Source organism: Streptomyces sp. Tu 2975 (assembly GCF_009832925.1).
Lineage (GTDB): Bacteria > Actinomycetota > Actinomycetes > Streptomycetales > Streptomycetaceae > Streptomyces.
Genome location: NZ_CP047140.1, coordinates 2819424 through 2833568, shown reverse-complemented (window position 1 = coordinate 2833568; position 14145 = coordinate 2819424). Strand labels below are relative to the sequence as shown.

Genomic DNA, 14145 nt, shown 5'->3' with positions numbered 1-14145 from the left:
ATGCGAAGTCATGGCCTGCGGTGAACCGCCCGCCGGCACAGAGCCAGCAGTCTCTCGTCCTCCACGATGTCATGACTGTCCGCCCCGTTGTCGATCGCGTTATGACGTCTTGCGGACAGCAGCTCGCGGTCGACCAGACCCACCGCTCCCTCGGCACCCGCCGGGGTCATGTCCGCCAGGCACGCCGCGGTGGGCACCCGGGTGCGCGGCATCGTCTCCCAGGCCGCGCGCAGCACCGGCCACGCGTCCTCGGGGTCCCCCGTCACCCGCCACAGCGCCTCCGCCGCCCGCACCCGCGTCCACGGTTCCATCGACCGCAGCAGCCTGGCGAGCTGCGGCGCGGCCGACGCGCCGGCCGTCCCCATGGAGGCGAGCACCGAGGCCGCCGACCGGCGGGCCGCCTGCTCGGGCGCGTTCAGCACCGCGCGCAGCACCGGCACCACCGCGGCATCGTCACCCTCGATCGCCCACAGGGCGCCCGCGGCCCGGGCCGCCGCCGCCGGCGGTAAGCAGGCCACGGCGCCGCAGGCGGACCGCCGGTCCGCCGCCCGCTCGTACCCCGCCTCCCGCAGCAGCCTCCACAGGTACGGCACCGCCTGGTGCGCGGCGGGCCCGAGAGCGGTGAGCGTCCGCACCGACGCGTCGGTCAGGCTGCCACGCCGCTCGCCGGACGCGTCCCGCAGTACACGCAGCACCGCGGGAACAGAGCCCGCCGCCGTGCCGGCCCCCAGCACGGACAGCCCGTGCAGCAGCGGCGCGGCGCCCTCGGAGGACCGGTCGTCCAGCTCCAGTGCGTCCAGCCGCTCCCGCAGCGCCGGGGCGAGCGCGTCGGCGGCCGCGCCCAGCCGGTCGAGCGCGTACCCGAGGTCCCGTGGCACGTCGGGCCGCTCCAGGAGCCGCGCCAGCACGGGCACCACCCGCGCGTCGCCGGCCCGCGCGAGTGCGAGGACCGCCGGGCCCAGCGTCGGCGGCCCGCCCTCCCACTCGCGCACCCAGTCGCCCGGCCCGGCGTCCAGCCGCCGCGCCAGCGCGTCCGCCGCCGGCTCCGCCAGGCCGAACAGGTCCCCCAGGGCGTAGGCCGCCGCGGCGGAGAGGCGCGGCTCGGGGTCCGCGAGCTGGTCGCCGATCAGGCCGACCAGCTCCCCGTACGCGCCCCGCCATGTCCGCAGCAGCGCGCTGCTCATCCGTACGGCGTCGATCCGCTGCGCCCGGTCCGGGCTGCACAGCTGGTCGGCCAGCAGGGCTATCCGGTCCTCGACCCGGTCGCCGAGGCCCGAGTGGAGGGTGCGCAGCAGGTCGGCCGTCCACGGTGCGCGGCGGCCGCCGGTGTCGGCGGCCCGCACCTGGCGCAGCTGGCCGAGCAGCGTCGGCGAGGGGAGCCGTTCGGCCGCCGGGACCGCCGCCACCGGGTCCGTGCGCAGCTCACGCAGCAGCCCCGTCACCCCGGGCACCACGTCGGAGGGCAGCGCCCCGGGGGCGCAGCGGGCCAGCTGCGCGATCGCGGCCAGCCGGAGACCCGCTCCGTACGCCATCCCCGAGAGCCCGGTGAGCCACTCCACCACCTCGGGCAGCAGGCCCTGGTGCCGCAGGGCGATCCGCCCGGTGGCCTCCACGCACGCGAGTCGCACCTCAGGGTCCTGCTCGGCGTCCAGCCGGGCCCGCAGCAGGCGCAGGACCCGCACCGGGTCGGTGTGCAGGGTGGCCAGCGCGAGCGGCGCGGCGAGCCGCACACCGCGGTCCGGGTCGTCCACCAGGCCGAGGAAAACGTCGGCCCCCGCGGTCACCGCGGAGGCGGCCATGGCGTAGTTCGCGGCGTCCTCGAACTCCTCGTCCTCCGGGTCGAGCTCGTCGTCGCCGTCCAGGTCGATGCTGCCGATGCTGGTGAGCAGTTCGACGATGCCGCCCCGGTCCTCGACCGCGGGGTCGGCGACCAGCTCCATCAGGAACGGGATGCAGGCCAGCGTCGAGTCGTACACGTCGCCCTGGTGGTGCACGGCCCCGTACATGGCGTCGAGTGCGCTCTCGCGCTCGGCGGGATCCCCGGAGGCCAGTCCGCGCAGCAGCTCCGGCACATCGTCGGCCGGGCCGTAGGCGTGCTCCAGAGAGGCCCACTCGACCTCGTCGATTCCCGCGAACACGATTGTCCCCCTCCCAAGAAACCTTGGGTCTCAACCCTGTGTCTGGGGGAAGTGTGCCCCAAGGATCCGACATCCTGACCGGTATCCGACGGGGTTGTCTCGGGGTTGTTGAATCCAGGCCTGTTGCCGCCGTCGCGGGCCGGTCCGCGGTGCCCGCGGACCGGCCCGCGACGACGGCGCCATCGGTGCTCGCGCCCTGCCGGCCGGGGAGATGCCGGGGGACGACGCCCCCCGGTCGGCAGGGTCGTTTACTGGCGGAGGTTGTCCCCCCAGCCGCCCTGCATCATCGTCTGGAACGCCCACGTGCCGTCCTGCTTGATCAGGATGTCGGCGTACCGCAGCTGCTGGGTCCGGCCGTCCATGGTCATGGTCGAGTCCGTGAAGACGACGGCCATCGCGGGGGAGAGGAACACCGGAGTCCGCACCGATTCGAAGGAGATGTCGTCGCTCCCCTCGCCCATCACATGGCTCATGGTCTCGACGAACTGCCGGCGGTCCCACTGGGCGGAGGCGCCGTTGCCCGCGGCGTCGTCGCTGATCAGGTTGAGCGGGAACACTGCCATGTCCGCCATACGCCCGACGTCACGCTTGGCGCTGTGCGCGTCATAGGCGGCGAACCACTCCTGGATGCTCGCCAGTTCCTCCGCGCTCGGGGTGTATCCGGTGTCGGGCAGAAAGGTCACACTCTCTCCTTGCCGTTCATCAACAGGGGCCACACATGTGCGTCGCAGAAGATACTGCCCGCACAGCCGATTAGTCAAACTTGATTAATCGAGTTCGTCCGGTGACCGCAGCCGTACGACCGTCGTCACGGCGTGCCGTGTCGTGCCCAGCTCGACCTCCGCCGTCACTCCCGGGTCCACGGCCCGGTAGGTGACCTCGCCGATCCCCGTCGCCACCGCCGTGCCGCTCCCGCCCCCCGCCCGCCCGGCGAGCAGGGCTCCCGCCTGCGTCCGCAGCGCCGGCGCCATCGGCCCGGACACCACCGGGGTGTCGTCGTCGGGCAGTACGACGACGAGGGCGGCCGGACGCTCCCCGCTGCCGGTGAAGCCGACGACGGCCGCGTCATGGGTACGGGTGTGCCGCAGCTTGCGCCACAGCCGAACACCGCCGCGGTACGACTGGTCCAGCCGCTTGATCACCAGCCCTTCGACGCCGATCCCGGGCAGGCTCTCGTACCAGCCCTCCGCCTCCGCCCGTTCCCGCGTCATCGGTACGGGCTGAAGCGGCGGCCCCAACGGCCCGACCGCCGCCACCAGCCGCGCCCGCCGCTTCTCGTACGCGAGCGGGCGCAGGTCCACGCCGCCCTCCGCGAGCAGGTCGAAGGCGGCGTACGAGGCGGGCAGGGCGCGCGCCAGCGCGGGCGCACGGCCCGGTGTGGCGGCCGCGCGTTTCTGTACGGCGGCGAAGTCGGTGCGCCCGTTCCGCCACACCACCACCTCGCCGTCGAGCACCGTGTCGTCGGGCAGTTCCCGCGCCGCGGCGGCCAGGTCGGGGAAGGCGGCCGTGACGATCCGACCGGAACGGGCCTGCAGCATCACCTCGCCACCGATGCGGAAGATCACCATGCGGTGCCCGTCGAACTTCGGCTCGTACGCCAGCCCGGCGCCCCGCGGCAGCGCGTTCACCGACTCGGCGAGCGCGACCTTCAGGGGCGGCCGGGGCAGTGTCACGGCAGGCGTCCGGCGCTGCCGGGGTCGTCCACGGAGGCGAAGAGGTCCCCGTACCGCTCCAGCCGGGGCGCGATGTCATGGAGCCGGAAGACGAGGCCGGCCCCGTCCGCGCGGCCCTCCTCGACCTCGTCCCAGGTGACCGGAGCGGAGACGGCGGGTTCCGTGCGGGCCCGCAGGGTGTACGGGGTGGCGGTCGTCTTCGCGGCGGCGTTCTGGCTGTGGTCGACGAAGACCTTGCCCGGCCGCAGCGAGCGTGCCATCCGGTGCAGCATCAGCTTCGGCAGCGCGGCCTCGCCTTCGACGGCCAGCGACTTCGCGTAGGCGGAGACCTGCTCGGAGGGGGTGGGCGTCACCGGTACGACCAGATGCAGGCCCTTGGAGCCGGACGTCTTGGCATACGCCTCCAGCCCGTCCCGCGCGAGCCGCTCGCGCAGCCACACGGCCGCTTCGCAGCACTCGGCGACGGTCGCGGGCGCGCCGGGGTCGAGGTCGAACACCAGGCGGTCGGCGACGGCGGGCTCGTCCGCCCGCCACTGCGGGGTGTGGAACTCGACCACCAGGTTGGCCGCCCATACGAGTGACGGGAGGTCGTCGATCACGACCTGACGGGCCTTGGGGTCCTCCGAACGGGGGACCGGTGCCGTGCGCACCCAGTCCGGGGTGCCCGGCGGCGGGTTCTTGGTGAAGAACAGCTGCCCGTCCGGCCCGTCCGGATATCTCAGGAAGGACACCGGGCGGTCCTTGAGGTGAGGGAGGATCGCCTCCGCCGTGACGGCGTAGTAGTGCACGATCTCGCCCTTGGTGGTCCCGGTGGCGGGATGGATGACCTTCTCCAGGTTGGTGAGCGTCAGGCGCCGCCCCTCCACCTCCGTGATCGGCGTCATACGATGAGAATCCCACGAAACTCGGATTTTCTCGGACGAAAGGGATGAAACGTGCGATCCATCTGGAACGGCGCGATCTCCTTCGGGCTGGTCAGCATCCCGATCAAGCTGGTCAACGCCACCGAGAACCACTCCGTCTCCTTCCGTCAGGTCCACGCCGCCGACGGCGGCCGGATCCGCTACCGCAAGGTGTGCGAACTGGAGGAGAAGGAGGTCTCGCAGTCCGAGATCGGAAAGGCGTACGAGGACGCCGACGGTTCGATGATCCCGATCACCGACGAGGATCTCGCGGCCCTCCCGTTGCCGACCGCGAAGACGATCGAGATCGTCGCCTTCGTGCCCGCCTCCTCGATCGACCCGCTTCAGATGGACGCGGCCTACTACCTCTCCGCCAACGGCGTACCGGCCGCCAAGCCCTACACGCTGCTCCGCGAGGCCCTCAAGCGCTCCGATCGGGTCGCGATCGCCAAGTTCGCGCTCCGGGGCCGGGAGCGGCTCGGCATGCTCAGGGTCGTGGACGACGTGATCGCCATGCACGGGCTGCTGTGGCCGGACGAGATCAGAGAGCCGGAAGGTGTGGCGCCGCAGACCGACGTGGCCGTACGGGAAGCCGAACTCGACCTGGCCGACGCGCTGATGAACACCCTCGGTGAGGTCGATCTCGATTCGCTGCACGACGACTACCGCGAGGCGGTCGAGTCCATGATCGCCGCGAAGGTCGAGGGAGGTGGCGAGCTCCCCGAGCACGCCCCGGCGGAACGCGAGGGCGGCAAGGTCATCGACCTCATGGCGGCGCTGGAGAGCAGTGTGCGGGCGGCGCAGGAGGCGCGCGGCGACGGGGCGGAGGAACCCTCCGGCGAAAAGGCGCGGGTGACGCCGATCGAGGGGCGGCGCGGCGCGGCCTCGCCGAAGTCGTCCGGCGGCACGAAGAAGTCGACCTCGACGACGGCGAAGAAGACGGCCGCCAAGAAGACGGCGGCGAAGTCGGCGTCCACCGCGGCGAAGAAGTCGGCGTCCAGGTCGACGGCGAAGTCGACGTCCTCCGCGGAGAAGAAGCCGGCGGCGAAGAAGTCCGCACAGCGGAAGCGCTCGTCGGCCTGAGCGGTCCTCCGTGTCCGCGTGCGCGTCGCGCGGGCCCGCTCCAGTGCGGGGGCGGCAGACGCGGGTCGAGATCGGGCGGGCCGGCTGCCGGGCTCCGATCCCGCCCGGCGCGGTGGCGCGCGCCGCGCGGCCCACTGGGGGCGGAGGGCGGTGCAACCGGCTGCGCTACCGGCCCGGCTGCGGTGGGCGACGGTCCGTCCGGTGCGGCGCGCCGCTACCGGCGGAGCAGGGTGTCGATGACCGACTCGAGGTAGGCCTCCCGCCCGGCGCCGGAGGGCAGGACGTGGGGGACGGCGTGGCTGAGCTGGGTGTGCCCGAGGTAGCTGCTGTAGGCCAGCAGGCCGAGCCGGGCCGCTTCCTGCGCGCCGAAGCCCAGTTCCTCGAAGAGCCCGGCCACGTACCCGATGCGGCGTTCGGTCACCCGCTCGAGGACCGCGGCCACCCGGGGGTCGGCGGCGGTGGCGAGCAGTGACACCTCGAGCGGATCGTCCGCGGCCGACGTCGTCGCGTGGTGCAGAAGGGTACGAAGCCGCTTCTCCGGGTCGGCCTCGGCCTCGACGGCGACGATGATCTGCTCGGTGCAGATCTCCTCCCAGCGCTCGAGCGCCGCGGCGACCAGCGCGTCCCGGTTGGTGAAGTGCCAGTAGAAGCTGCCCTTGGTGGTGCCGAGCCGGGCGGCGAGCGGCTCCACGGCCACTCCGGCGAGTCCGCGTTCGGCCATGGCCGCGAGAGCGGCGTCCGCCCAGTCGCCGGCGGTCAGCCGCTTGCGCTCCCGGTTCTTCTCCGTCTCACCCCCGCCCCGATGCGGCCCACCCGCTGGACCCGCAGGGCGCGTCTGCTGCACCGCGCCGTCGGCGACCGGGCGAAGGCGGTCACGCCCCCGGCGTCGGCCGCCCTGGCCCGACAGGCCTATGAGAAGCCGGACTTCATGGACGCCTGCCGGATCCCGCTGAATCCCGGTACGCCCCGGGACCCCGATGCCTGGCGCACCGTCCTCCCGTTCCCCGTCCGTGCGACCGCGCCCAACGAGATACTCCTGGGCGAGGACGCGGGACACCTCGACTTCCGTGCCTCCCTCCTTATCGAGGGCGACACGGCCACGCTCACGACCGTCGTCAGGTTCCACAATCTGCGCGGCCGCCTGTACTGGGCCCTGATGCGCCGCTTCCACCTCCTGGCGGCCCGTCTGATGCTCGCCCGTACCCGCCGCCGGCTGGCCCGCCGGGCCGCGCCCGCCCCGCTGCGCCCGGCCGAACCGGCCCCGCGCTGACCGAGGCGGCGTCGCGGCGCCTGCCCGCTGCCGCGATCCTGGTGCCAGGCGGGGCGGCTCGTCCGGCCAGGAGAGGAGCGGGTGAGCGGCATGAGCATCGACGAAACGGCCGAGCGCCTGATCCCGCTGCCGCCCGAGCGCTCGCGGCCTACGCCATGGACTGGCGTCACGACCACGAGTGGACCCAGGGCATCCGCCGCGCCGCACTGACGCGGGAGGCCGAGGGCGGCGGCTTCGGAGTAGGGGCCGAGGTGACACGGACGGCCTACTTCCTGGGCAAGCGGATCGACTACGTGCTGCGGGTGGCCGCCTACGAGCCGCTCCGGCTGCTCGACATGGTCTCCGTGGCGGGTCCCATGCCGATGCACGTCACGTACACCTTCGCGCCACGGCGGAACGGCACCCTGGCCCGCATCCGCGTGCGAGGCGGGACGGGCGGCTACTACCGCCTCGCCGCCCCGCTGATGGCGCGCAAGGTGCGTGGCTCGATCGGCAAGGACCTGGCGGACCTGGAGCGTGTGCTGACCCCGGCGAGCTGATGCGGTCCAAAGGCTCGGTTCCTAGACTGACGGCGTCCGAAAGGTCCCGAATCGAGGGAGACCCGCATGTCCAAGCGAGGCAACAAGCGGCGCGCCCGTAAGAAGAAGGGCGCGAACCACGGCAAGCGCCCCAACGCCTGACCGAGCCGTCGCACGGACGGACCCACGGGAGCCGGACCCGGCATCACGGGTCCGGCTCCCGTGCGTGGGGCCGTGGAGCGTCCGGCCGGCGGTCCGTGCCGCGCGTCCGCGCGGCCCGGTGGCCGGCCGTGCAGCCGCGCGGCCGGTGAATCGGTCAGCCGGTCACCTCGTCACCTCTCGGCAACCGCGGCTCCGCCTCGATCCGGGCCAGTTCGGCATCCGTGAGAAGCCGGGACCGGAGCAGGAACCGCACCCCTTCCGGCGCCTCCAGCGAGAAACCGCTGCCCCGTCCGGGCACCACGTCGACGGTGAGGTGGGTGTGCCGCCAGTACGCGTACTGGTCCGCGCTCATCCAGAACGGGATGCCTCCGGCCACTTCGCCGAGGAGCACGTCGGACCCACCGACCCTGAACTCGCCGCGGGGGTAGCACATGGGCGCGCTGCCGTCGCAGCAGCCACCGGACTGGTGGAACATCACCGGCCCGTGCCGGGCGGCCAGTCGCCCCACCAGGTCCTCGGCGGCAGCCGACAGTTCCACCCGCCTCGCCCGCTCGGCCATCAGAAGAATCCGAGCTTCTTCGCCGAGTAGCTGACCAGCAGGTTCTTCGTCTGCTGGTAGTGGTCGAGCATCATCTTGTGGTTCTCCCGGCCGATGCCGGACTTCTTGTAGCCGCCGAACGCCGCATGCGCCGGGTAGGCGTGGTAGCAGTTGGTCCACACCCGGCCGGCCTTGATCTCCCGGCCCAGGCGGTACGCCGTGTTCCCGTCCCGGGTCCACACGCCCGCGCCCAGGCCGTACAGCGTGTCGTTCGCGATCTTCAGCGCCTCGTCGACCGAGTCGTACGTCGTGACGGAGACGACCGGGCCGAAGATCTCCTCCTGGAAGATCCGCATGTCGTTCCTGCCTCGGAAGATCGTCGGCTCGATGTAGTAGCCGCCTTCCAGCCCTGCCACCGTGCGCGGCCCACCGCCGGTGAGGATCTCGGCGCCTTCCTGGGTGCCGATGTCGATGTACGAGAGGATCTTCTCGTACTGGTCGTTGCTCGCCTGTGCGCCGATCATCGTCGCCGGGTCCAGCGGATCGCCGCTGACGATCGCCTCGGTGCGCTCGACGCAGCGGGCCATGAACTCGTCGTAGACCGAGGAATGGATCAGCGCCCGGGACGGACAGGTGCAGACCTCGCCCTGATTCAGCGCGAACATCACGAAGCCCTCGACGGCCTTGTCCAGGAAGTCGTCGTCGGCGGCGGTCACGTCCGGCAGGAAGATGTTCGGGCTCTTGCCGCCCAGCTCCAGCGTGACGGGAATGATGGTCTCGCTGGCGTACTGCATGATCAGGCGCCCGGTCGTGGTCTCTCCGGTGAACGCCACCTTCGCCACGCGCGGGCTGGACGCGAGCGGCTTGCCGGCCTCGACGCCGAAGCCGTTGACGACGTTGAGCACACCCGGCGGGAGCAGATCGGCGATCAGCTCGACCACCAGCAGCAGGCTGACCGGCGTCTGCTCGGCCGGTTTGATGACGACGCAGTTGCCCGCGGCGAGCGCGGGCGCCAGCTTCCAGGCGGCCATCAGGACGGGGAAGTTCCAGGGGATGATCTGGCCGACCACACCCAACGGCTCTTGGTAGTGGTACGCCACGGTGTCCGCGTCGATCTCCGCGATGCTGCCCTCCTGGGCGCGGACGACGCCGGCGAAGTACCGGAAGTGGTCCACGGCCAGCGGGATGTCGGCCGCGAGCGTCTCGCGCACCGGCTTGCCGTTCTCCCATGTCTCCGCCACGGCGATCTTCTCGAGGTTCTCCTCGATCCGGTCCGCGATGCGGTTGAGGATGTTGGCCCGTTCCGTGGCGGACGTCCGGCCCCATGTGCCGGCCGCGGCATGGGCCGCGTCCAGGGCCAGGTCCATGTCCGCGCCCGTCGACCGGGCGACCTCGCAGAAGACCTTGCCCGTCACCGGCGTCGGATTGTCGAAGTAACGGCCCTCGACGGGTGCGACCCAGTCGCCCCCGATGAAGTTGTCGTATCGCCGGGCGAAGTCGACGATGCTGCCCTCGGAACCTGGCTGCGCGTACACCATGGCGGTTCTCCTCGGTGGCTGGCGAGTGCGGTGGCACGTCGGCGGTCACGCCGCTGTGCCGAGCTCACTGTGGGCGCGTGAGGTTGGCGGGGGTTGGCGCGGCCCGTCCGCCTCGGAGGGCCGAGGGCGTGACCCCGCGCTGCCACCGGGGTTCCGGACCGCCGGTCCGTTGTCAGTCGTCGCGCAGGGCGGTGCTGAGCCGCGCGGCCGCGAGCGCCCGGCGGGCGTCGCCCGGTCCCAGCAGGCGCAGCGCGTGCTGGTGCACCTCCGCGTCGTACGGTGCCCGTTCGCCGTAACGGAGGGCGTGTTCCGGGCGGGCGTCGGCGAGGACCGCCTCCCGTACCGCGACCTCCAGTTGGGTCCGCCACTCCACGATTCCCGGCGCCTCCGAACGGGGCAGCAGCGGGCCTCGGTAGTGGCGCAGCGCGGCGGCGGTGTCGCCGGTCTCCAGCGCGCGCAGCAGATCGACGGCGTCGCAGGCGACGGGCGTCGTCAGCGCGTAGCGGCGGGTCGCGACGCCGCCGGACAGGGCGCGGCGCAGGTGGGAGATCTCCGCCTTGAAGGTGGAGGCGGTGACGGGCCTTTCGCCGTAGAGCGCCTCACGCAGCCGCTCCGGCGGGAAGCCGTCGGGTTCCAGTGCGAGCAGGGTAAGGATCTCCAGCTGACGGGGCCGCAACGGCAGCGGCGTACCGTCCCGCACGGCTTCCTGGGCCCCCAGGCACCGCAGCCGCACGCCCCCGGTGCCGCGCGGCCCCGGGGGTCCGCCCGCAGCCGGGCCTCGATCGTCGAGACCAGCGTGCGCACCGTGGACATGGCCAGCGGGTGCGAGCGGTCCCAGGTGGTCGACAGGTCCAGCACGCCGAGGATCCGTCCGCCGGCGTCGCGGATCGGCGCGCAGTAGCAGACCCAGCCGTGCAGGGCGGTGACCAGGTGCTCGGCGGAGAAGACCGTGCTCGGGCGCCCCGTACGCAGTGCCAGCGACAGCGCGTTGGTCCCCATGGCCTGTTCCTCCCACCGGCCGCCCGGCGCGAAGTTGACCCGTTCCGCGCGACGCCGCATGGTCCGGCCGCCGCAGGTCCACATGATGGTGCCGCACTCGTCGGTGACCGCGGTGACGAACCCGGCGTCGTCGGCGATGCTGTGCAGTTCGTCCGTCAGCCCTTCGACGGGGCCGCGCAGCGGCGACCCCGCCCAGCGGTGGTGCACCGTGCCACCGTCCGAGACGGGGGCGCTGTCCCGGCCGGGATCGACGCTGCTGAGCGAACGCACCCAGGACTCCGTGACCTCTGGCCGCAACGTCCCGCCGCCGGCCGGCGACCATGTGGCCGCCTTCGATCCGGGTACCCATCGGGACCACTCGTCCTCCAGGGCGGCCCTGCGCCGCCGGAGGTCACTGCGCTGTGTCATGTTCTCCCCAGTCGCGGATCGGGGGGACGACCGACCATTGTTCCCCGGACGACGGACGGCGCACCATGCCGTCGGGCTGATTCTTCCGGCGGGACGCGGCGCGGCCGGAAGACGACCCCCGCCGGGCCGGCGGCGTCGCGCAGGCCGGCCGCATGCTGAGGGACTCCACCGGCATTCCGCTTACGAAGGCTCAACTGCGCCCCGTGTCAAGCTGGTTACGATCACAGAATGACGAGCTCTGGAGACCGCACAGCCGGCGGGTACCGAGGTGGAGCCGCGGCGGCGGAACGCGGCGTACGGGACCGGCCCGGCGCGGGGATCGCCGCAGGGAACGCGAACGCGTACGTGGACCTGCACCAGAAGTTCGCAGCGGACATCGGCGCCGAGGTGGAGAGCGCCCTCGAAAGCCTCGGTCCGTCCCGAGCGGACTGAGGACCGCGGTCGCCGGCCTCTTACGGCACCAGACGTTCACCTACCCGCTGTCCGCGCTGCCGCTGCTCGTGCACGGCGCGGAGACGGGCGATCCCGGCCCCGCCGTTCCGATAGCGGCCGTCCACGACCTGTGGTGGACCTCCGCCTGCTACCTCGACGACATCGCCGACGGCAACACCTCGATCCTGGCCGGCGGCGCCCTCGGCGCGAACGAGGCGCTGCTCGCCTCCGTCGTCACCGGACACGTCCTGCCCCTGCGCGTCCTGCGCTCGCTGCCCGTCCCGGAACCGGTGCGCGGCGCCCTGACGGACGAGGCGCTCCGGTGCGCCGCCGCGGCGGCCGGGGGGCAGCTGGCCGACCTGGGCGGGGCGACCGGGCGTGCCACGCGTGACGCGGTCGCGGAGGTCTACCGGGGCAAGTCCGGCGCACCGTTCGCGATGATCACGGCAATGGCCGCGGCGCTGTCGGGAGCGGATGCGGAAAGAGTGGACCGCTGGCGCGAGTTCGGCTCCGTCTTCGGCATCCTGTGGCAGCTCTTCAACGACCAGGAGGACCTGCTGTCCGGCCGTGACGAGGACCTGCGGAACGGCACGGTCACCTACCTGCTCGCCTGCGCCCTCGACGGCGCCACCCCAGAACACTCCGACCGGATCACGGCCCTGCACGCCGCCGCTCCCGACTCCGCCGCCGCCCGCACCACGCTGACCGGCCTGCTCCGCGCCCCTGCCGCACTCGACCGCTTCCGTGACGACATCCGCGGCTTCCGCGACCACGCCCTGCGCATCCTCACCGGCCTGGGCGGCGACCCGGAGTTCCTGCCGCCCCTCACCGACCTGGTGACAGGCTCGTCCCGCGTCCTGCTGTGAGGCGTGCCGCGTCGGCAGGCCAGGGGCGCGGCACGACGTCGTCTCCGCGGGCGGCAAGGGGCGGACTTCGAGCAGTGGGCCCAGGGGCACAGCGCTCGAGAACCTGGCCACCTCCTTCGCCCGTGCGCCCCGCCGCGCCGTCGGCCCCGCGCTCAGGGCACGTACCGACGGCATAGACCCAGGTCCGGCCTCTGAATGACACCCCGTCGACCAATGCGCCCGGTCTGCGCCCTTCTGCGCGGCGTGTTCACCGGTGAGTCTGTGTCGTACGGGGGCCGGTGCCGCCGTCCGGCGGCACCGGACATCACCGCACGGTCGAGCTCCACTCAGGGGCGAAGGAGGCAGGGCATGCTCGAGGAACTGACGGTCACCGCTTGGCAGTACTTCGGGCACGACCGCCTGTACGTCAATCTGCCGGACGGGACGCCCATCGGCTGGGCGGACCGCAGGACCGGCGGCATCACCGTGGTCCACGCCCGCTACCGCGACGATGTGACCGACGCACTGGCCCGCAGAGCTCCCGAACTGCTGACCCGCGCCGAGCCGCAGGTATTCGTCCACCCGGGCGCTCTCGCCGACACCGACACCGACACCGACGGTGACGGTGACACGTACGCGGACGTGTACGCCGACGGTGACACGTACGCCGACGTGTACGGCGACGGTGACGCGTACCCCCGCGGTGACGCGTACGGCGACGGTGACACATACCCCCGCGGTGAGGCGTACGCCGACGCCGTCGGGCCTGCGGCGGCCGGCGGAGCCACCGAGGCGCACCGTACGGTCGTCGCGCCGCCTGCCGCTTCCGCGTGGGGCCTTCCCGAACCGGCGGGGACGGGCCCGTCCGCAGGCCACGGCCCGGGGGACCGGCTGCCCCGCCTGACCCCCGAGAACGACCTCGCCTCCCGCCGGCCCGGCGCGACGCTGCGAGCGAACTCCTCGTCCGGAGATTCCGCCGCCCCGGACTCCGGCCGGCTGGAACGCCTCAGTTCCCGACTCCTGCGCCGTCGCCCCATGGACGAGGCGCGTCGCAAGGAACTGCTCGGCGAGCGCCGGACCGGCGCCGAACTCGGCCGCCTCACCCGCCACGGCTGGCGCGTCCTGCACTCCATCCCGCTCGCCGACGGCGCGGACATCGACCATCTGCTGATCGGCCCGGGCGGCGTGTTCACGGTCCGGACCGAGTACCACCCGCAGCAGTCCGTACGGGCCGACGACGACACCGTCCGCATCGACGACGGCGACCCGCGCCCGTACATCGCCGAGTGCCGGGCCGAGGCCGCCCTCGTCCGGAAGGTCCTCGCGAGCTACTGCGACTTCCCGGTCCGCGTCCAGCCCGTGCTGGTTTTCGTGGACGCCGCGTCCCTCGACGTGGCGGCCACCCAGACCGACGTACGCGTCTACCGCGAACGCCAGGTGTCCGCCCTGGCCCCCTTGGCGGGCGAGCTCACCGCCCACGAGGCGGACCGCATCTACGACGTGGCCCGTCTGGCGGAGGTCTGGCAGGAGGTGTAGCGCACGACGGGAGACGCGCCGCCGCCGTCCGCAACAGCCGCTGCGGACACGCCGGTCGAAGATGGGGGAGGCGCGGGCGCCCGGCGGGCGGCGCCTTGCTTCT

13 protein-coding genes and 2 pseudogenes are annotated in these 14145 nt (G+C 72.8%); 6 read left to right on the top strand and 9 right to left on the bottom strand.

Annotated elements, in window-relative coordinates:
- Positions 1 to 8 precede the first annotated feature (8 nt).
- From GLX30_RS12210 to ligD, 4 genes are all read right to left on the bottom strand, one after another.
- Positions 9 to 2138: a HEAT repeat domain-containing protein gene (locus GLX30_RS12210; protein ID WP_159687263.1), complete on the bottom strand. Its 2130-nt coding sequence runs from the start codon at positions 2136 to 2138 to the stop codon at positions 9 to 11.
- 248 nt (positions 2139 to 2386) lie between these two features.
- Positions 2387 to 2821, bottom strand: a complete 435-nt coding sequence (locus GLX30_RS12205; protein WP_159687260.1) for a DUF4440 domain-containing protein — start codon at positions 2819 to 2821, stop codon at positions 2387 to 2389.
- 84 nt (positions 2822 to 2905) lie between these two features.
- Positions 2906 to 3811 carry an ATP-dependent DNA ligase gene (locus GLX30_RS12200; RefSeq protein WP_244258123.1) on the bottom strand — a complete coding sequence of 302 codons (906 nt, stop codon included), beginning with the start codon at positions 3809 to 3811 and terminating at the stop codon, positions 2906 to 2908.
- On the bottom strand, positions 3808 to 4695 hold the full coding sequence (gene ligD, locus GLX30_RS12195; protein WP_159687254.1) for a non-homologous end-joining DNA ligase: 888 nt from the start codon (positions 4693 to 4695) through the stop codon (positions 3808 to 3810). Before ligD ends, GLX30_RS12200 begins: the two co-directional genes overlap by 4 nt.
- A 51-nt stretch (positions 4696 to 4746) precedes the next feature.
- On the opposite strand from ligD, the gene GLX30_RS12190 reads away from it, so the two are divergent.
- On the top strand, positions 4747 to 5796 hold the full coding sequence (locus GLX30_RS12190) for a Ku protein (RefSeq protein ID WP_159687248.1): 1050 nt from the start codon (positions 4747 to 4749) through the stop codon (positions 5794 to 5796).
- 214 nt (positions 5797 to 6010) lie between these two features.
- Here the strand turns inward: GLX30_RS12190 and GLX30_RS12185 are convergent, their stop codons facing one another.
- Entirely contained in the window at positions 6011 to 6556 is a 546-nt protein-coding gene (locus tag GLX30_RS12185; RefSeq protein ID WP_159694994.1) for a TetR/AcrR family transcriptional regulator, read from the bottom strand.
- Positions 6557 to 6598: 42 nt separating this feature from the next.
- Here GLX30_RS12185 and GLX30_RS12180 point away from each other — a divergent pair, with 42 nt between their 5' ends.
- Together GLX30_RS12180 and GLX30_RS12175 are read left to right on the top strand one after the other, a co-directional pair.
- On the top strand, positions 6599 to 7066 hold the full coding sequence (locus GLX30_RS12180) for a DUF2867 domain-containing protein (protein WP_244258120.1): 468 nt from the start codon (positions 6599 to 6601) through the stop codon (positions 7064 to 7066).
- Between the two features lie 90 nt (positions 7067 to 7156).
- A pseudogene (locus tag GLX30_RS12175) lies at positions 7157 to 7605 on the top strand (SRPBCC family protein).
- Between the two features lie 295 nt (positions 7606 to 7900).
- Here GLX30_RS12175 and GLX30_RS12170 read toward each other — a convergent pair.
- From GLX30_RS12170 to GLX30_RS36190, 4 genes and pseudogenes are all read right to left on the bottom strand, one after another.
- The gene (locus GLX30_RS12170; protein WP_159687243.1) at positions 7901 to 8305 is read right to left on the bottom strand and encodes a DUF779 domain-containing protein; all 405 of its coding nucleotides are present in this window, start codon (positions 8303 to 8305) and stop codon (positions 7901 to 7903) included.
- Positions 8305 to 9822, bottom strand: coding sequence for an aldehyde dehydrogenase (gene adh / locus GLX30_RS12165; protein ID WP_159687240.1), 1518 nt, complete (start codon positions 9820 to 9822; stop codon positions 8305 to 8307). Before adh ends, GLX30_RS12170 begins: the two co-directional genes overlap by 1 nt.
- A gap of 172 nt (positions 9823 to 9994) precedes the next feature.
- Complete coding sequence (locus GLX30_RS35190; RefSeq protein ID WP_244258118.1) at positions 9995 to 10522, bottom strand: helix-turn-helix domain-containing protein; 528 nt, start codon at positions 10520 to 10522, stop codon at positions 9995 to 9997.
- Between the two features lie 146 nt (positions 10523 to 10668).
- Positions 10669 to 10881 (bottom strand): annotated as a pseudogene (locus GLX30_RS36190) (GAF domain-containing protein); the annotation flags it as partial.
- Between the two features lie 576 nt (positions 10882 to 11457).
- On the opposite strand from GLX30_RS36190, the gene GLX30_RS35185 reads away from it, so the two are divergent.
- From GLX30_RS35185 to GLX30_RS12150, 3 genes are all read left to right on the top strand, one after another.
- Complete coding sequence (locus tag GLX30_RS35185; protein WP_244258117.1) at positions 11458 to 11661, top strand: hypothetical protein; 204 nt, start codon at positions 11458 to 11460, stop codon at positions 11659 to 11661.
- Positions 11662 to 11729: 68 nt separating this feature from the next.
- The gene (locus GLX30_RS12155) at positions 11730 to 12527 is read left to right on the top strand and encodes a polyprenyl synthetase family protein (RefSeq protein WP_244258116.1); all 798 of its coding nucleotides are present in this window, start codon (positions 11730 to 11732) and stop codon (positions 12525 to 12527) included.
- 348 nt (positions 12528 to 12875) lie between these two features.
- Complete coding sequence (locus GLX30_RS12150) at positions 12876 to 14042, top strand: nuclease-related domain-containing protein (protein ID WP_244258115.1); 1167 nt, start codon at positions 12876 to 12878, stop codon at positions 14040 to 14042.
- Positions 14043 to 14145 lie beyond the last annotated feature (103 nt).